27 protein-coding genes are annotated in these 26,041 nt (G+C 59.6%); 15 read left to right on the top strand and 12 right to left on the bottom strand.

Going from position 1 to position 26,041, the window contains the following annotated elements; translation table 11 throughout:
• Window positions 1–40 precede the first annotated feature (40 nt).
• From pcaF to ATY80_RS29055, 6 genes are all read right to left on the bottom strand, one after another.
• Window positions 41–1,246, bottom strand: coding sequence for a 3-oxoadipyl-CoA thiolase (pcaF, locus tag ATY80_RS19830; protein WP_088694027.1), 1,206 nt, complete (start codon window positions 1,244–1,246; stop codon window positions 41–43).
• Between the two features lie 15 nt (window positions 1,247–1,261).
• Window positions 1,262–1,966, bottom strand: a complete 705-nt coding sequence (locus tag ATY80_RS19825; protein ID WP_088694026.1) for a 3-oxoacid CoA-transferase subunit B — start codon at window positions 1,964–1,966, stop codon at window positions 1,262–1,264.
• Window positions 1,963–2,670 (bottom strand): 3-oxoacid CoA-transferase subunit A, encoded by a 708-nt coding sequence (locus tag ATY80_RS19820; protein ID WP_088694025.1) that lies wholly within the window; start codon window positions 2,668–2,670, stop codon window positions 1,963–1,965. Before ATY80_RS19820 ends, ATY80_RS19825 begins: the two co-directional genes overlap by 4 nt.
• Window positions 2,671–3,412: 742 nt before the next feature.
• A complete protein-coding gene (locus tag ATY80_RS19815; protein ID WP_088694024.1) occupies window positions 3,413–3,835 on the bottom strand; it encodes a helix-turn-helix domain-containing protein in 423 nt (140 codons plus the stop codon).
• Window positions 3,836–4,071: 236 nt separating this feature from the next.
• Complete coding sequence (locus tag ATY80_RS28690; protein ID WP_141105577.1) at window positions 4,072–4,329, bottom strand: hypothetical protein; 258 nt, start codon at window positions 4,327–4,329, stop codon at window positions 4,072–4,074.
• Between the two features lie 391 nt (window positions 4,330–4,720).
• Window positions 4,721–4,873: a hypothetical protein gene (locus ATY80_RS29055; protein ID WP_189637217.1), complete on the bottom strand. Its 153-nt coding sequence runs from the start codon at window positions 4,871–4,873 to the stop codon at window positions 4,721–4,723.
• Window positions 4,874–5,275: 402 nt separating this feature from the next.
• On the opposite strand from ATY80_RS29055, the gene ATY80_RS30170 reads away from it, so the two are divergent.
• The 3 genes from ATY80_RS30170 (at window position 5,276) to ATY80_RS19795 (ending at window position 8,916) form a co-directional block, all read left to right on the top strand.
• The gene (locus tag ATY80_RS30170; RefSeq protein WP_348626654.1) at window positions 5,276–5,593 is read left to right on the top strand and encodes a hypothetical protein; all 318 of its coding nucleotides are present in this window, start codon (window positions 5,276–5,278) and stop codon (window positions 5,591–5,593) included.
• Between the two features lie 279 nt (window positions 5,594–5,872).
• Window positions 5,873–7,687 (top strand): chloride channel protein, encoded by a 1,815-nt coding sequence (locus ATY80_RS19800; protein WP_245306892.1) that lies wholly within the window; start codon window positions 5,873–5,875, stop codon window positions 7,685–7,687.
• A gap of 473 nt (window positions 7,688–8,160) precedes the next feature.
• A complete protein-coding gene (locus tag ATY80_RS19795; RefSeq protein ID WP_088694022.1) occupies window positions 8,161–8,916 on the top strand; it encodes an IclR family transcriptional regulator C-terminal domain-containing protein in 756 nt (251 codons plus the stop codon).
• Here the strand turns inward: ATY80_RS19795 and ATY80_RS19790 are convergent.
• The gene (locus ATY80_RS19790; protein WP_088694092.1) at window positions 8,913–9,800 is read right to left on the bottom strand and encodes a helix-turn-helix domain-containing protein; all 888 of its coding nucleotides are present in this window, start codon (window positions 9,798–9,800) and stop codon (window positions 8,913–8,915) included. The genes ATY80_RS19795 and ATY80_RS19790 overlap by 4 nt on opposite strands.
• A 110-nt stretch (window positions 9,801–9,910) precedes the next feature.
• Between ATY80_RS19790 and pobA the strand changes: the two genes are divergently transcribed.
• Window positions 9,911–11,083, top strand: a complete 1,173-nt coding sequence (gene pobA / locus ATY80_RS19785; RefSeq protein ID WP_088694021.1) for a 4-hydroxybenzoate 3-monooxygenase — start codon at window positions 9,911–9,913, stop codon at window positions 11,081–11,083.
• A gap of 87 nt (window positions 11,084–11,170) precedes the next feature.
• Here pobA and ATY80_RS19780 read toward each other — a convergent pair whose 3' ends face one another.
• From ATY80_RS19780 to pcaQ, 3 genes are all read right to left on the bottom strand, one after another.
• A complete protein-coding gene (locus ATY80_RS19780) occupies window positions 11,171–12,763 on the bottom strand; it encodes an adenylate/guanylate cyclase domain-containing protein (protein WP_088694091.1) in 1,593 nt (530 codons plus the stop codon).
• A gap of 221 nt (window positions 12,764–12,984) precedes the next feature.
• Window positions 12,985–13,413, bottom strand: coding sequence for a lipocalin-like domain-containing protein (locus ATY80_RS19775; RefSeq protein WP_088694020.1), 429 nt, complete (start codon window positions 13,411–13,413; stop codon window positions 12,985–12,987).
• 69 nt (window positions 13,414–13,482) lie between these two features.
• A complete protein-coding gene (gene pcaQ / locus ATY80_RS19770) occupies window positions 13,483–14,409 on the bottom strand; it encodes a pca operon transcription factor PcaQ (RefSeq protein ID WP_088694019.1) in 927 nt (308 codons plus the stop codon).
• A 149-nt stretch (window positions 14,410–14,558) separates the two neighbouring features.
• Between pcaQ and pcaD the strand changes: the two genes are divergently transcribed.
• The 11 genes from pcaD (at window position 14,559) to ATY80_RS19715 (ending at window position 24,184) form a co-directional block, all read left to right on the top strand.
• The gene (gene pcaD, locus ATY80_RS19765; RefSeq protein WP_088694018.1) at window positions 14,559–15,368 is read left to right on the top strand and encodes a 3-oxoadipate enol-lactonase; all 810 of its coding nucleotides are present in this window, start codon (window positions 14,559–14,561) and stop codon (window positions 15,366–15,368) included.
• The gene (gene pcaC / locus ATY80_RS19760) at window positions 15,365–15,769 is read left to right on the top strand and encodes a 4-carboxymuconolactone decarboxylase (RefSeq protein ID WP_088694017.1); all 405 of its coding nucleotides are present in this window, start codon (window positions 15,365–15,367) and stop codon (window positions 15,767–15,769) included. Before pcaD ends, pcaC begins: the two co-directional genes overlap by 4 nt.
• A gap of 12 nt (window positions 15,770–15,781) precedes the next feature.
• A complete protein-coding gene (gene pcaH, locus ATY80_RS19755; RefSeq protein ID WP_088694016.1) occupies window positions 15,782–16,531 on the top strand; it encodes a protocatechuate 3,4-dioxygenase subunit beta in 750 nt (249 codons plus the stop codon).
• The gene (gene pcaG / locus ATY80_RS19750) at window positions 16,531–17,145 is read left to right on the top strand and encodes a protocatechuate 3,4-dioxygenase subunit alpha (RefSeq protein ID WP_088694015.1); all 615 of its coding nucleotides are present in this window, start codon (window positions 16,531–16,533) and stop codon (window positions 17,143–17,145) included. The genes pcaH and pcaG overlap by 1 nt, the downstream gene beginning before the upstream one ends.
• A gap of 73 nt (window positions 17,146–17,218) precedes the next feature.
• Window positions 17,219–18,271 carry a 3-carboxy-cis,cis-muconate cycloisomerase gene (locus ATY80_RS19745; RefSeq protein WP_088694014.1) on the top strand — a complete coding sequence of 351 codons (1,053 nt, stop codon included), beginning with the start codon at window positions 17,219–17,221 and terminating at the stop codon, window positions 18,269–18,271.
• 126 nt (window positions 18,272–18,397) lie between these two features.
• Entirely contained in the window at window positions 18,398–19,570 is a 1,173-nt protein-coding gene (locus ATY80_RS19740; RefSeq protein WP_088694013.1) for an ABC transporter substrate-binding protein, read from the top strand.
• A gap of 100 nt (window positions 19,571–19,670) precedes the next feature.
• Window positions 19,671–20,534, top strand: coding sequence for a branched-chain amino acid ABC transporter permease (locus ATY80_RS19735; protein WP_088694012.1), 864 nt, complete (start codon window positions 19,671–19,673; stop codon window positions 20,532–20,534).
• Between the two features lies 1 nt (window position 20,535).
• On the top strand, window positions 20,536–21,546 hold the full coding sequence (locus tag ATY80_RS19730) for a branched-chain amino acid ABC transporter permease (protein WP_088694011.1): 1,011 nt from the start codon (window positions 20,536–20,538) through the stop codon (window positions 21,544–21,546).
• On the top strand, window positions 21,543–22,307 hold the full coding sequence (locus ATY80_RS19725; protein ID WP_088694010.1) for an ABC transporter ATP-binding protein: 765 nt from the start codon (window positions 21,543–21,545) through the stop codon (window positions 22,305–22,307). The genes ATY80_RS19730 and ATY80_RS19725 overlap by 4 nt, the downstream gene beginning before the upstream one ends.
• A complete protein-coding gene (locus ATY80_RS19720; protein WP_088694009.1) occupies window positions 22,288–23,004 on the top strand; it encodes an ABC transporter ATP-binding protein in 717 nt (238 codons plus the stop codon). The genes ATY80_RS19725 and ATY80_RS19720 overlap by 20 nt, the downstream gene beginning before the upstream one ends.
• A 349-nt stretch (window positions 23,005–23,353) precedes the next feature.
• Complete coding sequence (locus ATY80_RS19715; protein ID WP_088694008.1) at window positions 23,354–24,184, top strand: MBL fold metallo-hydrolase; 831 nt, start codon at window positions 23,354–23,356, stop codon at window positions 24,182–24,184.
• Here ATY80_RS19715 and ATY80_RS19710 read toward each other — a convergent pair.
• Together ATY80_RS19710 and ATY80_RS19705 are read right to left on the bottom strand one after the other, a co-directional pair.
• Window positions 24,181–24,930 carry a polysaccharide deacetylase family protein gene (locus tag ATY80_RS19710; protein WP_088694007.1) on the bottom strand — a complete coding sequence of 250 codons (750 nt, stop codon included), beginning with the start codon at window positions 24,928–24,930 and terminating at the stop codon, window positions 24,181–24,183. The genes ATY80_RS19715 and ATY80_RS19710 overlap by 4 nt on opposite strands.
• Window positions 24,927–26,015, bottom strand: a complete 1,089-nt coding sequence (locus tag ATY80_RS19705) for a glycosyltransferase family 4 protein (protein ID WP_088694006.1) — start codon at window positions 26,013–26,015, stop codon at window positions 24,927–24,929. The genes ATY80_RS19710 and ATY80_RS19705 overlap by 4 nt, the downstream gene beginning before the upstream one ends.
• Window positions 26,016–26,041: the final 26 nt, after the last annotated feature.

The following is a 26,041-nucleotide window of genomic DNA, read 5'->3' as shown; positions in this document are numbered from 1 at the left end:
CGCCGACATGTCCGCGCCGTTTTCATTGTGCGATCTCAAATCAGACGCGCTCGAGCGCGATGGCAATCCCCTGTCCGACGCCGATGCACATGGTCGACAGCGAAAAGCGTCCGCCGGTTTCCCGCAATTCGAAAGCTGCCGTGCCGGTGATGCGCGCGCCCGACATTCCGAGCGGATGGCCAAGCGCGATGGCGCCACCATTGCGGTTCACGCGGCCATCAGCGTCGGCTATTCCAAGTTCGCGTAGAACGGCGAGACCCTGTGAGGCGAAGGCCTCGTTGAGTTCGATGACGTCAAACTGGTCTTGCGTCATGCCAAGACGGACCATCAGCTTGCGGGACGCCGGAACCGGGCCGATACCCATGATGCGCGGCGGCACGCCGGCCGAGGCGCCACCCAGAATGCGGGCGATAGGGGTCAGGCCATGCTTCCTTGCAGCTGCCTCGCTGGCGACAATAAGCGCCGCAGCTCCATCGTTGACGCCGGAGGCATTGCCGGCCGTCACCGTTCCGCCTTCCTTCCTGAAGGGCGCGGAGAGCTTTGCAAGTGCTTCCATCGTGGTCGCGCGCGGGTGTTCATCCTTTTCGACGACGACAGGCTCGCCCTTGCGCTGTGGGATGGTCACGGAGGTGATTTCTCTGGCAAGTCGGCCATTTGCCTGCGCGGCCGCAGCCTTTGCCTGACTGCGAACGGCAAAAGCGTCCTGATCCTCGCGTGACACTTTATAGTCTTCGGCGACATTCTCGCCAGTCTCGGGCATGGAGTCGACGCCATACTGCTTCTTCATCAGGGGGTTGATGAACCGCCACCCGATCGTCGTGTCATAGACCTCGGCGTGGCGCGAAAAGGCAGCCTCCGCCTTCGGCATGACGAAGGGCGCGCGCGACATGCTTTCGACGCCGCCTGCAATCATGAGCTCGGCCTCGCCTGCCCGGATGGCCCGCGCTGCCGCGATTACAGCATCCATGCCGGAGCCGCAAAGGCGATTGATCGTGGTGCCCGGTACGCAAACGGGCAGCCCCGCAAGCAACGAGGACATGCGGGCGACGTTGCGATTATCTTCACCGGCCTGGTTGGCGCAGCCAAAGATGACATCATCGACGGCTTCCCAGTCCACGCTGCGGTTGCGCTCGACCAGCGCTTTCAGCGGCACGGCGCCGAGATCATCGGCGCGGATGGCGGCAAGCGAACCGCCGAAGCGGCCGATCGGGGTGCGGACATAGTCGCAGATATAGGCTTCGATCATCAGGCTTCTCCTCCGTTAGAGGTCCGGGACGACGAGATCGGCGAGGGGGCCGTCGATATGGAGCGGCGCGCCCGTCATCGCCTGCAATTCCTCGACCGTCATGGCTGCGAGCTTCTCGCGCAGCACGAAATGGCCCTTCACGATGTCGATGACGGCATGGCTCGTATAGACGCGGGTAATGCAGCCGACGCCGGTCAGCGGGAAGGTGCATTTGTCGACCAGCTTCGGCTCGCCGTTCTTGGTGACGTGCTCGGTGATGACGCAGACCTGCTTGGCGCCGTGCACGAGGTCCATGGCGCCGCCGACAGCCGGCACACCCTTGGCGCCGACACGCCAGTTGGCCAGATCACCGTTTTGCGCCACCTGGTAGGCGCCGAGGATCGCGACGTCGAGATGGCCGCCGCGCACCATGGCGAAACTGTCGGCATGGTGGAAGAAGGCCGAGCCCGGCTTCAGTGTCACCGGCCTCTTGCCGGCATTGATCAGATCCCAGTCCTCTTCACCAACGGCTGGCGCCTCGCCGAAATCGAGGATACCGTTTTCCGTATGGAAGACCGCCTGGCGGCCGGGCGGCTGGTAGCGCGCCACCATTTCCGGAAAGCCGATGCCCAGGTTCACATAGGCGCCGTCGGCGATGTCCTGGGCGGCGCGCCAGGCAATGCTGGCGTTGGAAAGCTTGATGTCTTCGCGCGTGTTGACGAGGCTGATGTCGACGGTCATTGATAGGATGCTCCGGCTCGAACGAGCTCTTCTTCCTGGGCGGGGTGGGTGACCTCGACGACACCGTCGACGAAGATGCCGGGGGTCACGACATGCTCAGGGTCGATGCCACCGGCAGGAACGATGCTGGAGACCTGGACGATGGTCTTTGCCGCGGCCATGCACATCAGCGGATTGAAGTTACGGCCAGCCTTGTTGTAGGTGAGATTGCCGTGGGTGTCGCCGACATTCGCCTTGACGATGGCGAAATCAGCCCTCAGCCAGCGCTCCTGGACATAGTGCCGGCCGTCGAATTCGGCGATGACCTTGCCTTTTGCAAGCTCGGTGCCGTAGCCGGTCGGCGTATAAAAGGCCGGGATGCCGGCGCCGCCGGCGCGGATGCGCTCGGCAAGCGTTCCCTGCGGCACGAGCTCGAGCTCAATCTGACCGGCCAGATATCTTTCCGTGAAGGCGCGCGGGTCCGACGACCGCGGGAAGGAACAGATCATCTTCCTGACCATGCCCGCGTCGATCATCGCGGCAATGCCGATGCGGCCGTTGCCGGCATTGTTGTTGATCACCGTGAGGTCCTTCGGCCCCTTGTCGATCAGCGCGTGGATCAGTTCGATCGGTGCGCCCGAGCCGCCGAAGCCGCCGATCATGACGGTCGCCCCATCACCGATTTCAAAGACGGCCTCGGCCGTGCTCCCGATCGTCTTGTCCATGCTGGATCACTCCTTGCCCGCGATAGATCCGTCGGTCCGCTGCTCACCTGATGGATAAAGTGAGGCGGCGTGGCCGGCAAGAAATTTGTGCGATAATTGATATTTGTTCGTATATCGCACATTATTATGCGGCAGTTGAAGCTGGGTCGGCCTTGTGGTCAGCACCCAAGCCGAGGTCGTAGCTGAAATGCTCGTTCGCGTGGGTGGTCGATCCAAATTCCCATGCTTCACAGCCGTCCTCGGCGTAGGCGACGCAGGCTCGTGGTCCACTCGACGGCTCGCCCAAACGGTGTCTTCTGCCGCATCGCGAGCGCCGTCAGCCGCTTGAAGTTTGGTGTCGGGCCTCAAGCTGATCGATGCGGTCCTTCTTCTATTTTCGGGCTGGGCCTCCGACATGTTTGCTGTCGGTGAACGCCTTTGACCTGCATGTCGTCGCACCGCAAGGCGTGGCCTCACGCATCGTCATCAGGAACACCCAAGGCGGTCTCGCCTTTGGCATCCAAGGTCGCGGGAGAAAAGCAGAGGCGCATAACGATGTCGCGGAAGGCCCATCTTCGGAAAGGCAAAGACGGTGCCGGTGACCGTTAATTCCCGGGCGGCACGCCTTGCCTTTGGGGCATTGCGCGCGAACCTCGTAGCATCGTTCGTGGCCGCACCTGATAACAGGCTCGAGAGGCGTAAAAGGCATTCCGGAAAAAGAAGATTGAGGCGCTTATTCCGGTAAATTTCGCTCGCCCCCAAGTCAGGATGGTCGGAAATGGTCGAGTATCTGGATGAGGTGCGGAGCCAATTCGCGTATCTCGTGCAAGTGGGCGGAACTGAGCTTCTGCAGTACCTCCTCAGCGAATGGAGTTAGGTGTAAAGTCTGCCGCCTCCGATCAGTACTGTCAGTTTCTCGGGTGAGATAGCCTCCGGAAACGAGCCTGCCGACGAGTTCTGTGGCCGTATGGGGGGCTATGAGCAATCGCTCTGCCAATGCGCCTATTGTCAGAACCTCTCCCTCGTCAACCCCCTTGATCGCCAATAATGCTTGATGCTGCTGCGGCGGTACGCCTTCCCTCTGCGCCGCGGAGGTGCTGAAATCCAGAAACTTTCGAAGGGCATGTCGGAAATCGGCAAGCGCCTTGTAGTCGACGGCGGTCAACCGGTCTTCTGCAGGTTTCATAAATCAATGGTCCCAAGCCGGGCAAAACGCGGATCGTAGGCGAGTAAAACTTTTTATCCGTTAAAAGGGTTTCAGTCGATACCCAGCCAAACGACCGTGTATTTAGGAACGCTACAGAGCTGGGTCGTGAACCTAATGCCGGACACCCGAAAAAACGGAAGATGGCAATTGTCCGACTCTTGCAGGATGCGGGGCCTGCCCGGGCTTTGCGTGCAGAGGTGAGGATCGGGGACTCGCTACTGCTTCTTTTTAAAACCCTGATCCACCCGGCCCAGCCAACGACGAAAGTCCTCGACCAGCAGCGAAATGTCGTACTGCCATTCCAGCCACAAGAGCTTGGTATCTACCCGATGCAGGTCGAGACGTTTGCGAAGACGCTCCGATAGCGGGCCGGACAGAGTGGAAGCGCTCAAAGCGCGACGGCCTTGGCGGCGTCCGAAGCTCTCGAGCCGGTTCTGAAACTCACTAAGTTGTGTTTGAAGATCTGTTGCCATCTGGGGCCTGCCATAAAATGGGATCGAGATTAATATATGTATCGTAATGCGATATTATTCAAGTCCGCAAAGACAGCGGAAGGTTATATACTTGTACTTGCACCCGTGCGCGCAAGGACTACGGCGGAGAGTGCTTGATAAGCGCCCAGAGGAAACCATCATGGAAACGATCAATCTCGAATTATTTTACGACTTCCGCTCTCATCGAGTTCGTGCCCGCTGGGATAAGGAAGATGTCGTGTTACCTGAAGAGTTCCCTGACAGAGAGGCTGCCGAGACGGCTGCAGTGAGACATGTGAGAACAGTTCCTTCGCGGGACGACAGAAGTGGGGCTGCGGTCCCGAACATAAGAATTTGGTTGCGGTGAAAGTTCGGCCACGTACCAGACATCCTATGAAGCGAGAATCTGAAAAGGAGCCGATGCACTGCGGCTCGGGCGAAAATGCAGTTCAAGGGAAACATTAGGTGCCGCGTGCGAACGAGCGAGCTCCGCGATGCCCTCTTTGGAAACGATCCAGCGAAAATGCGGAATCTCGTCGTCCATGATGGTCACTTCATTTTCTGAGCAAACCGATATGGGGAAAGTTGTAATAGGGGAGCGGTGAAAGTGCCAATAGAATGCTGGTGAAAACATCAATAGGGTACGGGTGAAACTGTCAGTACGCGTTGGAATTGACAAAGCCCAAATCGGTCATCGCAGCTATTGTTGCTTCCCCACCGCGATCTTCTCGGTCCAGACCTGATCCTCGATAGGCTTCGCCGCGCCCTGCCAATACCCGCAGACGTTTTCCGAGCTCGGGCGGTGGGATCGCGGCCGATACCTTTGGCGCGGGTTACGCCTCCGATTTATTTCTGCAGCAACTTCGCGTTCCGCCAATTCGAAGCAGCTTAGCCTTACGAATACTCCCGGACATCCAATCCAACCCGGGATCTGCTGGCCTGGACATTGGCGAAGCTCGAGGGCCGCATGGCCGCTGTCGTCACGTCGTCGGGAATGGAATCGCTTCACCTCCCGCTGAGCAGTCTGGAGCCCAACGGCCGAGTGCTCGCTCGGCACGACTGCCACGGAGGAACGTACCATCGCCTGGCCGCGCTTCGCAAATCTCATCGGCGCGCCAGCAAGCCGGTTTTGGCGCAATGCTCAGTTTCGAACCGGGCGGAGCTATCGAAGCTGTACAGAAGTTCGTGGCCAAGTTTCGGATCATCACGCTTGCGGAGCCGCTTTGAGGAATCGGCTCCCTTGTGGCGCGTCCGGCGACCATGATGCATGCCGGAATTGGGAGCCGAGGCGCGCCAATCCGCCGGCATTAGCGATGGGCTGCCGAAGATGTCAATTGGTCTTGAGGCAGACGAAGATCTGATAGCCGGTCTGGGCTCGTACCTGGACAAACTCTGGCCGAGTATCCTGAGCCAACGAACTCGCTGAAGCATTACGGATGTCGCCTAAGGGAGCCGGGCCGCTTACGCCAAAATCCGAGTTGATTTATGTCGTGCTACGATATATGTCGCCACCAGCTGAGCTTGCCCCCTGGTGGAGAAGAACTTGTCCAAAACGACATTCGCATCGAAAAACCGACCTCACGACTTCACCGGCGGCCTGGCTCGCCGGGAAGCCGGGGATTTTACGACCGACAGAAGGGTCCTCCTTCTCGTCGCCATGGCTGTCATAGTGGGAACGGGCGGAGCATTTGCCGCTTGGCTGCTGGTCAATCTGATTTCCCTGGTTACCAATATTGTCTGGTTCGGAAATCTCAGCGTGGAACCGACATCTCTTGCGAACGCTTCGCGGTCCGCCTGGATGGTCGCGGCTCCTGTCATCGGCGGGCTGGTAATCGGGTTGATGGCGCGCTTTGGCTCGGAAAAAATTCGGGGCCATGGTATTCCCGAGGCGATAGAGGCCATTCTGATCGGTGGCAGCAGGATGTCGCCGAAGGTCGCCCTTCTCAAGCCGCTGTCGTCTGCAATCTCGATCGGAACCGGGGGACCATTCGGTGCGGAAGGCCCTATCATCATGACGGGTGGGGCGATCGGATCACTTTTCGCTCAGTTCTTCCATCTGAGCGCCGCAGAGCGGAAAACGCTCCTGGTGGCGGGCGCGGCGGCTGGCATGACCGCGATATTTGGCTCGCCGATCGCTGCGGTGATGCTTGCCGTGGAGCTGCTTCTGTTCGAGTGGAAACCCCGCAGTTTCATTCCTGTCGCCGTTGCGGCCGCTGTTTCCATCTGTTGGAGGCCTCTTCTCTTCGGCAGTGGCCCGCTCTTTCCGACGAATTTCCACATCAACTTCGCTTGGTGGGGCATTCTGCTGTGCGCGCTAATGGGCATCGTCTCCGGCCTGCAATCTGGGCTCCTCACGACGTTGCTTTACAAGATCGAAGATGCCTTCGAGGAGCTTCCCATCCACTGGATGTGGTGGCCAGCTCTGGGTGGTGTTTTCATCGGGCTCGGCGGGCTGATCGAGCCGCGCGTCCTTGGCGTCGGCTACGACATCATTTCTGATCTGCTCGCAAGCCATATAGTGGCGAAAGCCGTCCTCACAATTCTTATTGTAAAGGCTGCCATCTGGTTGATCGCGCTTTCGTCGGGAACCTCCGGCGGGGTTCTCGCGCCTCTCCTCATTCTCGGCGGAGCGCTTGGCTGGCTTGTCGGCCTCGCTTTTCCGGGAGAACCGGGTTTTTGGGCCCTTCTGGGAATGGCCGCCATGATGGGCGGCACCATGCGAGCGCCTTTGACCGGCACATTCTTCGCCTTTGAGATCACAGGCGACTCGAGCACTCTGGTGCCGCTGCTCGTCGCCACCGTCTCCGCGTATGCCATTACCGTCCTGCTGCTTAAGCGGTCTATCCTGACGGAAAAAATCGCGCGCCGTGGCCAACATATTACCCGCGAATATGGAGTGGATCCGTTCGAACTGACCAGAGCGCGGGAAATCATGATCGCGAACGTCGATGCCCTGTCCGCATCGATGACGATCGGCGATGCATGCTCGTTCTTCTTGCAGGACGGGCAAGTCCATCGTGTCTATCCTGTCGTGACTGAGAACGGCGCTCTCGCGGGCATCGTAACCCGCTCTGATATCCTGCGTTGGCAGGACGACAGCGAACTCGCGCTCCAAACGCTCGGCGAGAGCGTGTCGGATCACTCGATCCCTGTTGGCCACCCCGACGATACTGTCGGGTTCATAGCCGACCTCATGCTTTCATCCGACATGGGTCGCGTCCCGATCGTGGACCCTCAATCCGGAAAGCTCGTCGGCCTGATCGCGCGAAAGGACCTTTTGCGACTGAGGGGTTCGTTCAGAGCCAACGAACTCGACCGCCGCCCGTTCCTTCCGGCAAACAGTAAAGCTGCGGAGTGATCCACCATCTCTGTCGTGGTAATCGGTGATCCGGGCGCTTACCACGGATCGAATTGTCTGGCGTTCTCCCCTCGTGCTTAAGGGTTGCCAGCAGAATCCACGCCGACGAGCACTTTTCGTACGAGTGCCCCCAAGAGCTATTCAGACGAAGGCCAGGCAATCCGAACCATGTTGAGAGCTTCCTCAGCCGATCAATCCTCGGTCCGATCCGGTCCGCAGGCTGCAGGATCAGCGCAGCCGTTTAATCTATGCCAAGGCGCACTTGCCATTGGCAGACGGCCACTATCCTGATCGGCCGCTGGCTCGGGCAATTTTGCAGCAATATCGAACGACAAATCAATTGGGATAAGACGGCCAAACCTTCTCGCATCAAGCGCAAAAAACAGCCATAAAATGGGGGCTGGGACAAAGCAAAATTGGATGACCAGCGTGACCGGCGGATCCAAACATCTCGGGGAGCAGATCGGGGAAACATGCGCGAGACTGATTTCGTCAGCGGCTTCGCCAGAGGACTGAAGGTCATCGAAGCCTTCGAGGAGACGCGCCAGCGCCTTTCGATTGCGGACGCCGCGAAGCTGACCGGGCTCGATCGGGCCACGGTACGCCGGTCGCTGCTGACCCTCGCCGAACTTGGTTATGCCGACTATGACGGCAAGTTCTTCGCCCTGACGCCAAAGATTCTGCGGCTCGGTCATGCCTATCTCTCGGCAACGCCCCTGCCCGTCCTCATTCAGCCGCATCTCGATCAGCTGTCGGAAAAAGCAGGGCAGAGCGCATCGGCCTCGGTGCTCGACAGCACAGAGATCGTCTATATCGCCCGCGCCTCGCAGCGCCGTGTCATGTCAATCAATCTGACGCCTGGCAGCCGTCTTCCCGCCTATTGTGCCTCGATGGGACGTGTTCTGCTGGCAGCGCTTCCAGAGATCGATGCCAGGGCAATCCTTGCCCGCACCAACCTCAAGCCGAATACTCCGAACACCAAGACAGATGTCGAGGAACTGCTGTTGGAGTTTCGCCGCGTGCGCGAGCAGGGCTACGCCGTGATCGACCAGGAGCTGGAGATCGGCCTTTGTTCCATTGCAGTTCCCGTTGTGAATGATCGCGGGCAAACGGTGGCGGCAATCAACATCGGGGCGCCGGCCGCGCATGCGCCGGCTGCGGAAATGCCGGATCGCTACCTGTCGCTGCTTAGGGAGACGCAGAAGGCGCTACGCCTGGTGTTGGCTTAGACGCCGAGCTTTGCACGCTGCGCCATGCGCCATGACCGGGGTGTCTGGCCAGCCTGCTTGAGGAAGAAGCGCGAGAAATAGGCCGGGTCCGAAAAACCAAGCCGATAGGCAATTTCCTGAACGCTGCCAAAGGTGAACACCAGCTCGCGCTTTGCCTCGTCGACAAGCTTGCGAGCGATGAGGTCGTGAGCGCCGTGGCCGGTCGCGGCGCGCACGATGCGGTTCAGATGCGTTGGCGAGATGCCGAGCGCCTTAGCATAGAAAGCTGCCGGCTGATGTGATTTGAAATGCCGCTGGAGCAGGTCATGCAAGAGCTCCATGCGGCGCTCGTTTTCATCGGCAGCGGGCCGATCTTCCTGTGTTTGGGAAGAAATGCGCGCCGTCAGCAGCAAAGCTGTGGTCAAATAAGCATCCAGCAGATCATTGCGTCCGGCCCGGCGTTGGGAGAACTCGCGCCCGAGCCGCTGCAGGCAAGCCGCGACGTAACGGGCGTCCTCATTTCCCATGTCGAGGTTCGTCAGATGCGGCGATGCCATCCACCCGCCGAGACGGCTGCGGTCGCCGGGTATCGCCTTCAGATGCGAACTCAATACCGTAATGACGAAGCCGTCGATGTCCCTGGAGAAGCGAAAACCGTGATCTTGGGCCGGGGGAACGGTGATCACCGACTGCGCTTTGATCGGAAGCCAGGCATCTGAGAATAGCGCTTCGCCGGACCCGCTATCTATGTATAAGATCTGAAAGAAACTGTCATGGCGATGCGGCCGGATCTCAAAGTGATGCAGGCTGCTGCGGGATGGAATTGTTTCGCAATGAAGCCAAAAATCCGGCTTTCTACCGGTGTTCTCGCCATATAGCTCGTATGTCGGAACAATTCTCGTCATTACCGCTTCCGTCCGTCGCATGTTCGATTTGTGCAATTTCATGGCGGAATTGTCCATTGTTGATTGCCCGTTGCCTCGTCACAATTTGACAAAAGACAAGGGAGGACACCATGCGCACCAAGGTCGCCATCATCGGCTCCGGTCCAGCGGGACTTTTGCTCGGCCAGCTGCTCACGGAGGCCGGTATCGACAACGTCATCTTGGACCGTGTGGGAAAGGACTATATTCTTGGCCGCGTACGCGCCGGTGTGCTGGAGGAAGGTACCGTCGGTCTGATCGACGAAGCAAAGGCGGGCACGCGCATGCATGCCGAGGGCCTGCCGCATGACGGTTTTTCACTTGCCTTCGACGGGCGCGATCACCGCATCGACCTTTTCGGCCTGACCGGCGGCAAGCGCGTCATGGTCTACGGGCAAACGGAAGTCACCCGCGACCTGATGGAGCGACGCAAAATCAGCGGCGCGCAGACGATCTACGAGGCGACGAATGTCAAACCGCACGACTTTCATGGAGCGACCCCTTACATCACCTACGAGACGGACGGCACCACCCAGCGCATCGATTGCGATTTTATTGCCGGCTGCGATGGTTTTCACGGCGTCAGCCGCAAGGCGGTGCCGGAAAGATCGCTGAAAACATTCGAGAAGGTCTACCCCTTCGGGTGGCTTGGAATTCTGGCTGACGTTGCTCCTGTCAATCACGAGCTGATCTATGCCAACCACCCGCGGGGATTTGCGCTCTGTTCCATGCGTTCCGAGCACCGCAGTCGTTACTACATCCAGTGTCCACTCGACGAAAGGATCGAGGATTGGAGCGACAACCGTTTCTGGGATGAATTGCGCCGACGTCTGCCTGCCCACCACGCCGAGACGTTGATTACCGCGCCTTCCTTCGAAAAGTCGATCGCGCCGCTTCGCTCCTTCGTGGCCGAACCGATGCGCTTTGGCCGCATGTTCCTTGTTGGCGACGCCGCCCATATCGTCCCGCCAACCGGTGCCAAGGGTCTCAATCTCGCCGCGAGTGATGTCCATTATCTGTTTTCTGGCCTCATCGAACACTACCAGGATCGTTCGAACGCAGGCATCGATGCCTATTCCCAAAGGGCGCTCGCCCGGGTCTGGAAGGCGGTTCGTTTCTCCTGGTGGATGACCACGATGATGCACCGGTTTCCTGATACCGGTGACTTCGACCAAAAGATCCAGGAGGCCGAACTCGACTATCTCACGCATTCACGCGCAGCTTCGACGTCGCTTGCGGAAAATTACGTCGGCCTTCCCTACTAGGTCTCTTCCGCTATCCACGGAAGAGCACATGGAGAGGGGCGGTGGTTCATGCGTCCCACCGCCTCTCGCCCCAAATTCTGCAAGGTATCAGGAGGTGCGCGGCGGCTGCGCGTCGATCGCGGCCATCGCTTCAGCAAGCGCGGCACGCACGCGTTCACGCTCATCCGGGTCAAGCTGCGCCAGATCGAGGTGCAGGTCGAGGCCAGCAAAGTGCTCGCTCAGCACACGCAGGTTCCGGTCGCCACCCAGCAATCCATTGACGGCGTAAGGCACCACCTCGCGGTGAATGCCCTTCATGGTGATCGGTGGCAGGGGCGTTGCATCGACAATGTCCTTCACGAGCGCGAAGGTCTCATAGCTGATCACGATCTTTCCCCCTTCGGCGATGGATTGCAGCCGCGCGGCGAGATTGGCTTCTGCGCCGATGATCGTGTAGTCCATGCGATCATTGCTGCCGAAGTTGCCGACGTTGCAATAACCGGAATTGATCCCCATTCGTACGACGAACGGTTCCTCGGTGCCGTCAAGGCGCCACTTCTCCTTCAGCTCGCCCAGGCGATGCTGCATGTCGACAGCCATCCGCAAACAGGCCTTCGCGTCTTCAACCGCGCCATTCGTTTCCGGATCGCCGAAAAACACCAGCACGGCGTCGCCAATGAACTTATCGACCGTGCCGCCATGCTTCAGCGCAATAGCCGACATCTCGGTCAGATATTCGTTCAGCATCTCCGTCAGCGCCTCCGGTTGCAGCCGCTCGGTAGTCGCCGTGAAATCCTTGATATCCGAAAAGAAAATCGTCAGCCGCTTGCGCTCGGTCTGGATAACGACGTCCTTTTGACCACTGAAGATGCTCTTGTAGACCTGAGGCGACAGATAGCGCGAGATTTTCATGGAAACGCTGGCCAGAAACTCGTTCGCCGATTCCAGCTCGCGGTTGACGCCCTGGATCAGGACCCTCTGGCGCTGCTGGAAGACGATGAAGCCGATGCCAAGTCCCGCCATGCAAAGGAAATACAGCAGCAGATATTTGAATGCGAAGACGTTGCGCGCGAAGGGTTGCCTGATGATAACTTCCTGAATGCCGCGCACATCGCCGACCTTCCAGTCCGTCTTCGGGCTTTCCGGATGGGTGTTGTGGCACGTGACGCAGGCCGCGCCCATCACGACGGGGGTCACAAGCCGAAACGTGTTCGTAAAGCCGCTACGGCTGAGTTCCGTCGGCATCTGCTTGGGATCGGCGCGAAGTGCCGACAGAGCGTTCGTTTCAAAAGCGTCCAGAGGATGCGGCGCGCGCCGCTTGAACGGCAGGTCGGAGAGGAAGCGATAGGTGATGTTGGCCTGCTGCTGGCGGATGACATCGCCGAGTTCGAGGGAAAGCGTCGCTGGAATCGGGATGGCGCCGGGTATGTCCGCGTAATCATGCGTTACGACCGTGCCGACGTCGCCGCCGGCGGCATGTGCCGCCAGAATGCGCCCGACCACATTGCTTGCATAATAGGAACGGATACTGGTGACCAGCGAACTCATGTCCTGCGCCTGGCGTTTCACTGTGTTTTGCGACAGTGCGCTGACATCCATCCAGACCGCGATCGGCAAGCCGGCCAGCAAAGCCAGAATCAGGAAACTGATGAAATATCCGGTCTTTCGCGCGGTACGGTCGCGATCAGCCTGGTAGGTCACTGCAAGCCTCGACGAAAACTGAGTTGGCCAGGCGTTCAGCCGCGTTGCGCAAGCCGGGCCGCCATTCGCCTCCGCCGCTCGCCACAAGATCTCTCAAACATCTGGACATGAAGCTCTCTTCGCAGACGGACCATGTCGAAAGAAGGAGCATGCGTGGCTCGTGCCGTCAACCGCTGCAGCCGCCAATTTTGGAGGCATTTGGGCGACGCTCGGCGGACGGCTCATATCTTGCGGAATTCGAGTTCGTAAACGACTTCCTCACCAGTCGTGGGATCCACGCCCGGCGCGCCCCTGATCACCAGCCTGCTGCCGTCGATGGAGAAAGGCCTGATCAGGTCGGTCACGCCCCATGCCGGATTCCAGCTGGCATCGACATGGTGGATAACGCGGCCGTTATCGAAGGTGTAGGTACCGGCATAGGCGAGCATGCTATCGAACAGAGCAACCTTTTCGGAATCCGTCGGCATCTTGCCGTTGGAGACTGGCCGTTCGCTGCTGACGACCAATGCCATCATTCTGCCGTCGGGTTGGTACGACAAGAAACCGATCGGGTCTGGTCCCATCGCGTCTGAAACGATGCCGGACGCTGCGATCCTGCGTTTCCAAGACACCATTCGCCAGGTTCCGTGTAACGCGGCTGCACTTCCCATAGTGTGGCTCCCACGCGCAGTTGCACGAGCTTGACGATACCACGCAGGCCGTATCGGGAACAGGGTCGCTCAGGCTTTCGCGGCAACCTCCGTTGCTGCTTCCCGCAACGTCTGCATCAGGATCGAGAGCGGCAGCGAGGGGATTGCGTCAGTGCGCATCGTCAACCCAACCGGCCCTTTTGTCTCGCTGGTGTCGATTGGCAGGACTTCAAGCAAACCGTCGGCAATGTCGGTGGCGACGACGCCCGTGGAGATGATCCAGATGGCGTTGCTCGAACGTACGAAGGCGCGACCGAAGGAATCCGAAACCGTCTCGATCTGGTTCGGCAGGCTCGCCACGCCGTTGGCAATCAAAAAGCTTTCGACAAAGGGGCGGATGATCGAGGCGCGTGTAGGCATCAGCACTGTGTATTCGCTGAGGTTCGCAAACAGGGACTGGCGCGACGTCAGGAGCGGATGACCGGCACGAACGGCAAAGACGACCTGTTCGGAATAGAGATGCTCGAAGGAGAAGCCCGCCATCTTTTCGGCGCCGGCCAGGCGTCCGACGACGAGATCGAGATCTCCCACACGCAACTGCTCCAGAAGCACTGCATTCTCGCCTGTTACGATCTTGATGCGGCTCCAGGTATTCTCCTTGAGGAAAAGCTCCATGGCGCGGGGCATGATCCGCGTCGATACCGTCGGCAATGCGCCGATGCGGATCGGCGGCGCCTCGCCGAAGCGCTCCTGCGAAACCGAATCGAGCCCTTGGCGCAGTGCTGTCAGCGCCGCCCCCGCGTGACGGAGAAAGACGTCGCCATACCGGGTGATCCTGATACCGCGTCCATCGCGCTCGAATACGGCAACACCCAGCACGTCTTCCAGCTCGCGGATCGTCTTCGTCACCGCCGGCTGGCTGACATTCAGCAGTTCGGCTGCTTTCATCACGCTTTTCTGGCGAGCGACCTCGACAAATGTCTGCAGATGACGAAACTTGACGCGATTGTCGATCATGGTTTTCATAACTCCCGAGTTATTGAAATGCCACGAAATATCATTTTACCTAACCAGATTAAACATCCAGTTTGAAGCTGGGTCTGTGCAGACTCTCTTGGCCAGTCGATTGCGGCTTGGGGGAGATCGGTGCGGAGAGGAGATCCGCCATGCAGTTTGCTCGTATCAACGACATCGCGATCCATTATCAGCTGATCGGCGGTCCCGCCGACAGGCCGGTCATTGTCTTTGTCAATTCGCTTGGTACCGATTTCCGCATCTGGCGCGACGTGATCATGCGACTGGCCGGAGATTACGCGATCGTAGTCTATGACAAGCGTGGCCACGGGCTTTCCGATGTCGGTCAGGTTCCCTATTCGATCGAAGATCATGCTTCCGATCTTGCTGGACTGCTCGATCTTCTGGCGGTCAAGCAGGCCTTCTTCTGTGGGCTTTCGGTGGGCGGCTTGATTGCCCAGGCGCTTTACAAGGCCCGTCCTGACATGGTGCAGGGACTGATCCTTTGCGATACCGCGCACAAGATCGGTACCAACGATAGCTGGAATACGCGGATTGCAACCGTGGCCAGCAAGGGTATCGGCAGCATTGTCGATGGCGTCATGAAGTTGTGGTTTACGCCGACGTTCCGGCGACCCGAGAATACGGCCTATCACGGCTACGCCAATATGCTCGTTCGCCAGCCGGTGGAAGGCTATCTCGCCACCTGCGAAGCAGTCCGGGATGCCGACTACACCGAGGCCGCCGCCAAGATAAGCGTTCCGACGATCTGCGTCGTTGGCGATCAGGACGGTTCGACGCCGCCGGACCTGGTGAAATCGACGGCCAAGCTCATTCCCAACGCCCGCTTCGAGATCATTCGCGACGCCGGCCATATCCCTTGCGTGGAGCAGCCCGAGGCGCTGACGGCAATTATCCGCGCGTTCATCGATTTTGCATTGCACGGAGAAAAGAGCCCATGAGTGAACTCCACGAGCCGTCGGAGCGCTTTGAGCAAGGGATGGCGACACGTCGAGCCGTGTTGGGTGATGCCCATGTCGATCGGGCCGAAGCAAGTTCGACGCCATTCGACCGGCCTTTTCAGGACCTGATCACGGAAGCCGCCTGGGGCCACGTCTGGTCGCGGCCTGCGCTGACGCGCCGCGAACGCTCTATCGTCACCATCGCCCTCCTTGCTGCACTCGGGCAGGATGACGAGGTGGCGATGCATGTGCGCGCCACCGCCAATACTGGCGCCTCACGAGATGACATCTGCGAGGCACTTCTGCACGTGGCAATTTACGCCGGCGTTCCCGCAGCCAACCACGCCATCAAGATCGCCAAGCACGTTTTCGAACAGATGGACGCCGCAAAGCCGGCCTGAAAGGCACATGTCATGTCCGACCTCACCAACAACAAGCCTGAAACCGGTGCCTTCTTTGCCCGCGACCGCGCGTGGCACGCGCCTGCCCTTACCCCCGGCTACAAGACCTCGGTTTTGCGCTCGCCGCAGCGAGCCTTACTATCACTCGACGGGACGATCTCGGAGATCACAGGGCCGGTCTTCGGCCATTCTGTCATTGGCGAGCTCGACAATGATCTCATTCACAACTTTGCCAAGCCAGGCGAGAGTGCCATCGGTGAACGCATCGTCGTTCATGGTCGCGTGCTCGATGAGCGCGGACGTCCGGTACCGGCTGCCCTTGTCGAGTTCTGGCAGGCAAATGCCGGCGGCCGCTACCGCCATAAGAAAGAAACCTATCTCGCTGCCATCGATCCGAATTTCGGCGGCTGCGGGCGCTGCATAACCGACGATGACGGCGGTTATGCGTTTCGGACCGTTCGTCCGGGTGCCTATCCCTGGCCGAATGGCGTCAACGACTGGCGGCCGGCCCACATCCACTTTTCGATCTTCGGCCACGGCTTTGCACAGCGTCTCATCACGCAGATGTATTTCGAGGGGGATCCAATGATCTGGAAATGCCCGATCGTCGGCACGATCCCGGACAAGCGGGCCATTGAGCAATTGATTGCACCACTCGACTGGGGCAACACAATCCCAATGGATGCGCGCGCCTACAAGTTCGACATCGTCCTGCGCGGGCGCCGCTCGACCATGTTCGAAAACCGCAAGGAGGGGAACTGATGGTACAGGAACTCGGCTACCTGAAGGAAACGCCCTCGCAGACGGCGGGCCCCTACGTCCATATCGGATTGACCCCGAACTTCTGTGATATCAACGGCGTCTATGAGACCGACCTCGGCACGGTGATGGTCAACGACAAGACACTCGGCGAGCGCATCACGGTGACCGGCCGCGTTCTTGATGGTGCCGGCGCGCCGGTGCGCGATGCCGTCATCGAAATCTGGCAGGCCGACAGCGCCGGCCTCTATAACAGCCCATCTGAAATGGGTGGCACGGCAGATCCGAACTTTGCCGGCTGGGGCCGCTGTCCGACGAGGACCGAAGACGGCGTTTACATCTTCGACACCGTCAAGCCAGGTCCCGTTCCATTCAAGGACGGCCGCAAGATGGCGCCGCACATCACCTTTTGGATCGTTGCCCGCGGCATCAACATCGGCCTGCACACGCGCATGTATTTTCCCGAGGAGGGGAAGGCAAACAACGCCGATCCGCTGCTCCTGCGCATCGAGCACCGGGAGCGCGTCGACACGCTGATTGCCGTTCGCGAGGGCTCGACCTACACCTTCGACATCAGGCTGCAAGGCGACAGGGAGACCGTGTTCCTGGATATCTGACGCTGGCAGTGCGGAGGACCTTGCAACGCGACGATTGCAGGCGCAGTTATCGGCTCCTGCAAGAAAGACACCGATGACAATCTCAGCCTTCGACCATCCCTTTCTCTCCGGTCTTGTCGGCGACGACGAGACGGCGCCATATTTCTCCGCGCAGGCGGATATTCGCGCCATGCTCGGATTTGAAGCAGCACTCGCGAGAGCCGAGGCTGTCCATGGTGTGATTTCGCACGAGGCCGCACGCCATATCGACACCGTTTGCGCGACGTTCGAGCCGGATCGGACGCAACTGAGGGCCGGTACGGCTCGCGATGGAGTTGTTGTTGCCGATCTCGTCAAACAGCTTCGCAAGGCAGTCGGAAGCCCGCATTTGGATTGTGTTCACCTCGGTGCCACCAGCCAGGATGTCATCGACACCAGTCTGATGCTTCGGCTGAAGGCTGTCGCGTTTTTGTTTTCAAATCGGCTCTCGCATCTTGCCAGGTCGTTCGACGATCTCGACGCCCGGTTTGGACGGAAAGTCCTGATGGGACGGACCCGCATGCAGGCGGCAATCCCAATCACCGTGTCGGATCGTCTTCGAGCCTGGCAGGCACCCCTTGATGGCTATCGCGACCGGCTGACCGAACAGCGGTTTCCTGTCCAGTTTGGCGGCGCTGCTGGCACGCTCGACAAGCTTCAGGATCAGGCGCCGGCAATACGCGCTGCCCTTGCCCAGGAGCTCGGCCTTTCCGACACGCGGCAATGGCAAAGCCAACGCGGCATGATCGCAGATTTCGCCAATCTGCTTTCGCTCATCAGTGGCAGCCTCGGCAAGGTCGGTCAGGATATTGCGCTTCTGGCGCAGGCCGGCGATGAGATCGAACTTGCCGGCGGCGGCGGTTCGTCCGCCATGGCGCACAAGCACAATCCGGTTGCGGCTGAAACACTGGTTGCCCTTGCACGCTTCAATGCAACCCAGCTTTCGGGTTGCCATCAGGCGCTGGTCCATGAACAGGAGCGATCGGGCTCCGCCTGGATGCTTGAATGGCTGATACTCCCGCAAATGGTCATGGCGACCGCCGCTTCGCTTCGTCTGGCGCTTGAACTGGCCGGCAACATCAAACGCATTGGGCAGCGCAACTCATAACCCTGGATGTATGATATTCGGCTTTTATTTCATTTTACATTACCGTTTTGAATGAGACACTATCGCTGAGATTTTAGCTCTGGGCTAATCCGGCGTAGGAGTGCGCCGTCGTCAATGGGAGGTTTTATGAAACGGTTTGTCCTGGCCGCCGTTGCGGCAATTGTCATGAGCACAGCGGCCTATGCCGATACCATCAAGGTTGGCGTCGTCGGGCCGTTCTCCGGTCCATTCGCCTTGCAAGGCAAGAACTTCAAGGCTGGCATCGATGCTTACATGGCGCTCAATGGCAACAAAGTCGGCGACAATACCGTGGAAGTGATCTATCGCGATCTTCCAGCGGCTGATCCGGCGCAGTCCAAGGCACTGGCGCAGGAACTGGTCGTCAAGGAAAAGGTCCAGTACCTGGCTGGCTTTTATTTCACGCCTGACGCCATGGCCGTGACACCGATTCTCAAGCAGGCGAATACGCCGCTCGTCATCATGAACGCGGCCACATCGGCGATCGTGACGAAGAGCCCGCTCGTGGTGCGCACCTCGTTCACGACGTGGCAGACCTCGACGCCGATCGCCAAGGTTGCCCACGATGCTGGCGTCAGCAAGGTCATTTCGGTTGTCAGCGACTATGGTCCGGGCGTCGACGCGGAAAATGCCTTCAAGGCAGCCTTCGAGAAGGAAGGCGGTCAGGTCGTCGAGGCGATCCGCATGCCACTGTCGACAAACGATTTCAGCCCGATCATGCAGCGCATCAAGGATTCCGGCGCTCAGGGCGTTTTCGCTTTCCTGCCGTCCGGTCCGACCACGCTCGGCTTCGTCAAGGCCTACAACGAAAACGGCCTCAAGGCTGCCGGCATCAAGTTCTTCGCGCCGGGCGACCTGACGCAGGAATCCGACCTTCCCGCACTTGGCGATGCAGCGCTCGGCATAAGGACGAGCTTCCATTACGCGGTCTCGCATGACTCTCCTGAAAACAAGGCGTTCGTCGAAGCTGCGGCCAAGGCAATCGGCAACAAGGCAGAGCTGTCTTTCCCGGCCGTCGGCGCCTATGACGGCATGCATGTTATCTACAAGATGATCGAAGCAACTGGCGGCAAGCAGGACGCGGCAAAGGCCGTCGACGCCGTCAAGGGTTTGACGTGGGTCAGCCCGCGGGGTCCGGTCTTAATCGATCCGGAAAGCCGCCACATCACGCAGAACATCTATCTGCGTGAAGTGACCAAGGCCGATGATGGCACTTATTATAACAAGGAAGTCCAGACATTCGAGAAGCAGGGCGACCCTGGCCTTGCGGCTGCGAAGTAAAGGCCTCTGATATCTGCAGCGGTACCAGAAAATGCTTGTAGCGCCAGGCGCGCTTAAAGCACCGCAATGCCGGCCGCTCCAACAGCATCGGGATAGCCTCATGCAAACAGTCTTCAGCATAGCCGTCGATGCGCTTGCCTATGGCATGGTGCTGTTCGTCATCTCGATCGGGCTGTCGGTGACGATGGGATTGATGCGCGTCGTCAATCTCGCGCACGGCGCCTTTGCCATGATCGGCGGCTACATTGCGTCCTATGCGGCACGCGATCTCGGGCTCGGCTACGGCGTTGCAGTGATCGCCGCGGTCATTGGAACGGTCATCATCGCGATTCCGATCGAACGTTTTCTCTACAGACGCATCTACGGAGCGCCGGAGCTGACGCAGGTGCTGATGACGATTGGCATCACCTTCTGCATTATCGGCATTGCCAATTACGTTTTCGGTCCGACCCTGAAAACAATCCCTTTGCCGCAAGACCTTCAGGGTTCCGCTGATCTCGGTTTCCGCACGATCCCCGTCCATCGCCTCTTTGCCATCCTGTGTGGTCTTGCCGTTGCCGGCGGCCTTTGGTACGCAATCGAAAGGACGAGCTTCGGCGTCAAGCTGCGCGCCTCAGTCGACAATGCCGCCATGGCGGCAGCGCTCGGCGTACGCACCGAAGTCATTTATGCGCTGAGCTTTGCCGTCGCTGTCGGGCTTGCTGCCTTTGGCGGCGTCGTCGGCGCGGAGATGCTGCCGGTCGAACCCTATTATGCGCTTCGATATATGGTGACCTTCCTCGTCGTGGTTTCGGTGGGCGGCGCAGGGTCCATCCCGGGAGCGCTCGCGGCCTGTCTCCTGCTTGGTGGCATTGACACGACCGGACGCTACCTGATGCCGGAGTTCGGCGAATTCTTCTTCTATCTCGCGGTCATTGCCATCATCTGCATTTTCCCGCGTGGCCTTGCGGGAAGGACGAAATAGAATGGCTGTCGTCATGAATACGGAAGCAGCAATGTCCACCTTAGCCCGCCCGCGCCGCTCAATGGGGCGCGATGTGGCAGGCGTGGCCGTCATACTCGTTTTTGCCATAATCGGCTACCTGTTGTTTCCGGACAATCTGGCGCTGCTCACGCGCATCGTTGCGGTCGCCATGCTTGTGCTATCGCTCGATCTCGTCACCGGCTATTGCGGTATTGCAACACTTGGCCATGCGGCGCTGTTCGGCTCGGGTGCTTATGCGGCCGGCATCATCTCGGCTCATTATGGCATCAACGATCCGCTGCTGATGACGCTTGCAGGCATCGTCGGCGGGGCTGCAGCCGGATTGGTCGGTGGCGCCGTTATCCTGCGTAGCCATGGACTGCCGCAGCTCGTCCTGTCGATCGCGCTCATCAATCTCTTCCACGAGTTCGCCAACAAGGCATCCAGCTGGACCGGCGGCAGCGATGGCCTCTCGGGCATCTCGGCTGATCCGATCTTCGGCTACTTCGAATTTGATCTCTATGGTCATACCGCCTACGTCTTCGCGATTATCCTGTTGCTGATCGTCTTCGTCGTCCTGCGCCTCATGGTTCGCTCGCCCTTCGGCATGCTGTGTCGCGGCATCAAGGAGGATCCGGTGCGTATCCGCGCGATGGGTGCCTCGCCAAAGGCAGCGCTGATGAAGATGTACGTGATCTCGGGTGCTGTTGCCGGCATCGGTGGGGCGCTTAACGCCATCACCACACAAGTGGTCGGCCTCGACAGTCTATCGTTCACGCTGTCAGCCGAATCGCTGGTCATGCTCGTCCTTGGTGGTACAGGCTCGCTGTTTGGCGCGCTCTCCGGCACCGTCATCTTCATGCTGTTTGAGGATTATGTCTCGGCGGCAAACCCGTTCCACTGGCTGACCATGGTCGGCGCGCTGCTGATCGGCGTCGTCCTGTTTGCGCCGAAGGGGCTCTATGGCTCCGCTGCCGCCCTCCTGAACCGCAAGAAGGAGGCGGGACATTGAGCGCGGTCTTCGAAGTCATCAACCTGAGGAAATCCTTCGGCGGCCTTGCCGTTACAAATGACGTCTCACTGTCGATGGCGCCAGGCGACCGCGTGGCGCTGATCGGACCGAACGGAGCTGGCAAGACGACATTCGTCAATCTGGTGACCGGCAACTTGCAGCCCGATTTCGGCGATGTCCGGCTTGCGGGCGAGACTGTCACAAAGGTTGGGGCCAACGGCCGCGTCAAGCGCGGCCTGGTTCGGTCTTTCCAGGTTACCCGGCTCTTCCTCGAGATGACGCCGGCCGAGCATGTGGCCCTTGCCATCCTCCAGCGTCAGGGACGCACGGGTCGCATGTTCGGAAATTTTCTTGCGATGACCGCCATCATGGATGAGGTCAGCGATCTGCTGGCTACGCTGGGGATAGCCCACCTCATGCATCGCAGGGTGAACGAGATTGCCTACGGCCAGCAGCGCCTCCTGGAGATCGCCGTTGCCATGGCGCTGCGGCCGAAGGTGCTCCTGCTCGATGAGCCAGCCGCCGGTGTTCCCCAAAGCGATACCGGCCGCATCGAGCAGGCGCTTGCCGACCTGCCCGCCGATCTCGCTGTCCTGATGATCGAGCACGATATGGATCTTGTGTTCCGTTTTGCCAAGCGCGTCGTCGTTCTCGCTGCGGGTGCGATCATCTTCGATGGATCGCCCGCCGACGTCACCAAGGATGCCCGCGTTCGCGAGGCCTATCTCGGGAGCTATGCCAATGCCAGCCACGTCGCTTGAGGTCGAAAACCTGTCGGCCGGCTACGGACCGACACGCGTTCTCGAAGGCGTTTCCTTCTCCGTTCCCGCCGGCCAGCGCCTCGCCGTTCTCGGTCGCAACGGCATGGGCAAGACTACACTTTTTGCGACGCTCGCCGGACAGACCAAGCGCTACGGTGGCACGATACGCATCGGTGCCGCCGATGTAACGCCAATGCCGAGTGCAGCGCGCGCGCGCAAGGGATTGGGTTATGTGCCGCAGGCGCGATGGGTCTTTCCGACATTGACCGTGGAGGAGAACCTTTTCGTCGGACTGAAGGATCGGCCAAGGAGCGCGCTCGAGGAAGCCTACGGGATGTTTCCGCGGCTGAAGGAGCGACGCCGCAATCTCGGCAACCAGCTCTCTGGCGGCGAACAACAGATGCTGTCGACCGCGCGCTCGATCCTTGGTCGCCCGTCGGTGCTTCTCCTTGACGAACCCCTCGAAGGATTGGCGCCTGTTATCTGCGAGGAACTGATGGCCGCCTTTGCCAAACTTGCAAGGACCGGCGACATGACCATTCTCCTCGTCGAGCAACGCATCCAGAGCGCTCTGGGGTTTGCCGATCACGTCATCGTTCTCGAGCGCGGGCGTCTTGCATGGGCGGGTACGCCAAAGGCGTTGTCGGACGATCACGACGCGGTAGAGCGTCTGCTCGGCGTCGGCGGACTTCACTAGCCCGGGCAATGCGATCGTTGCATCGCCGGTACAACCCAAGCATCCTCATACTATTGGCGAAGGAGGCGACAATTGTATTTGAAGGGCCGAGCAACCATCTAATAGACAGAAAATGCGGAACGTGTCTGTACTCTCCTGTCCGAGCGTCCTGGTCCGTTTACCGAAAACAAACCATAGGCAGTTGCTTTCCGAAGCAAAAATCGATTGCTTAGGAAAATCTACCGATTGAACTGATAGCCGGTAGAAACGATACCAACGATACGGGGGTCGCCCATGGAAATCCACGCTTCGCTTGCTAATCATCATATGATTGCGATAGCGTTGTTGGGTCGGCCATTTTGAAGACGAGATGAGTAAAGATCTGTTTCAGGTAAAGTTTTGGGGCGTTCGCGGCAGCATCCCGGTCTCGGGCCCCGAATTCGATCGCTATGGCGGCAACACCTCGTGCATCGAAATCCGCTGCGGTGAACACCGGATGGTCTTCGACGCCGGATCTGGCGTACGCGAAGCAGGCCTCGCCATGCTCAACGAGGACGTCAGGGACGTCGATCTCTTCTTCAGCCACTGTCACTACGACCACATCATCGGCCTGCCCTTCTTCAAGGCAATCTATTATCCCACCATCGACCTGACGATCTGGTCCGGTCATCTCGAGGGCAAGATGAGCACGCGCGAGATGATCGAGCAGTTCATCAGCCCGCCATGGTTCCCCGTCAAAACCGACATCTGTCAGGCGACGATGAGTTTCCGCGACTTTCATGCCGGCCAGACGCTGGAGCCGCGCCCCGGGATCAAGATCAAGACCTTCATGCTCAACCATCCAGGCGGGGCGATCGGCTACCGCGTTGAATGGAAGGGACGTTCCGTGGCGCTGATCTACGATATAGAACATACCCCTGGCGTCTATGATCCGGTTGCGCTTGAAATGATGAAGGACGTTGATCTCGCCGTCTACGACTGCACCTACAACGAAGACGAGATGCAGCGTTTCAAGGGCTTCGGCCACTCCACTTGGCAGCATGGCGTCGAACTCGCGAAAATTGCCGGCACCAAGCAGTTTGCCATGTTCCACCATGCGCCGTCGCGAACAGACACACAGCTGCAGCAGATGGAACGGGAGGCCCGGGCGATATTCCCAGGAGCGTTTGCCGCCAGGGACAATCAGGTCCTGGAAATCTAGCTCAATAGATCGCGCGCCGACGTCCAGGTGGCACCGGCATGATGAGCAGTCTCCTTGAAAAGCTGGGTGAGGAATTCCCATTCAGACGCATCATGCACCAGATGGTGGGTCAGTATGCCGATCGGTTCCTCGTCATCAGCAAAGCGGGCGCTCAATTGCGCTACCATTTCCGCGACCAGATCCGAATGTAGACGGTTCCCGCGCTGTCGGCGGGTATTGACAATATCGACATGCGTATTCAGCAGGCGGATCGGACTGCCGGCTCTGGCTCTGCCGAATACGGACAGTGCATTGAAATCCCGCCCGCCAAGCTGCGCAACCAGTTCCTCGCTGATCCTGTTCCAGGGCGGCACCAGCATCGGGACGAGCCTTTGGCCATAAAGGCGTTGAAGTGTGTCGAAGCCGGTGCCTAATTCCTCAAGCACGACTGCCGCCGGCCGGTGGCGACCAAGCTCCTGCTTTTTCTCCTCCGGGCTGGCATGGTTTGCGTGCGACCACCCGTGGACCGCAACAAGAACGTGATCTTCGCGCAGGAGGCGCGTCGCCAATGCTTGGCCAGTCGATGCCGGAATGACCGCAATCGTCACCGGAACGCAAGCCTGACGGGTGATCGTAAGCAGGCTCTCCAGTGCCACGGTCGGCTCGATTGCGTCGTCGTCGCGCAACCAGAACCGGGCGCGTCGACCCGCCGACTGCCAGCGGGCGAGTTCCCGCCGCAACGGTAGCCAGGTTTCCTCGTAAGTCATTCTTTTCGTCTCACATAGGTTTGCAAGATGTCGTCGAGCGCTTTGGCTGCGACCTTGAGCGAGCGCTCTTCCAGCACGAAGTGACGCGCGGTTGCGCCCATCGCCGATCGCTCCAAGGGATCGTCAAGCAGAGCCGCGACTGCCGCCGCAAACGCCGCTATATCGCCAGGCGCTGTCAGGTAGCCGGTTATCCCGTCGGTAACGACTTCGGGAACGCCCGCAGTCTTCAGGGCGATGACCGGCAATCCCGCCGCCTGTGCCTCCAGATAGGCAAGCCCGTAGGCCTCCCCACAGCCCGGCCACACATAAATGCCCGAGCGGCCGAGCTCATGGGCGATTTCGCCAGCGCCGAGCTCTCCGAGCCATTCGATATGCCCCGGTTCAAAGGAGCCAAACAGCCGCTCTACGTCGATCCGCATTGGTCCATCCCCGGCGATCGCGAGGGTCCAGCGACGATCGGCAATGAGGCGGAGTGCCTCTGCAAGCATCGTGTAGCTCTGCATCTTGTCGCCGGCGCGCATCATCGCGACGGTGATCAGGCGCTGCGGCTTCGCTTCAGGCGGCGCGGTCTCGAAAAGTGTTGTGTCGATGAAGGGCTTCAAGGCTGCGAATGAACCTGTCGGTATTGCTTGGGCAAGCCCCGCCCGATCACGCGCGGTGAAAACGATGTTGACGGCTGCCTGGCGAACGCCATCGATGACCAGTCTTTGTTGTTGACCCCATTCCGTCGCATCTCTCTTCTCGGAATAGGATGCCTCGGCTGTGACGTATGGAATGGAAAATTCCCGGCAGAGGACCGGGCCGAAAATGTCAGGCGATTTATAGTAGGGATGATAGCAGAACCAGAGATCAGGGTGCGGCTTGCTTGTCCAGTTTTGCCGCAGGCGCGTCAGCACTGCTTCGCCGGCAGAGCGCCGGGCGGTCGCCTCTTGCGGGGTCGCTGCAAAGCTGCGAAACTCCGACACTATTTCGACCGAATGTCCGGCAAGCTCGAGAGCTCGCATCAGCAGACGTGCCATCAGCCGGTCGCCCGATGGCACCGGGTGGTTTGGTGATTTCAACGGTGCGTAGAACGCAACCCGCATTTACAGCACCCCCGCCGACACACTGT

Source organism: Rhizobium sp. R711 (assembly GCF_002211365.1).
Classification (GTDB): domain Bacteria; phylum Pseudomonadota; class Alphaproteobacteria; order Rhizobiales; family Rhizobiaceae; genus Rhizobium.
This window is presented reverse-complemented; position numbering and strand designations above follow the sequence as displayed.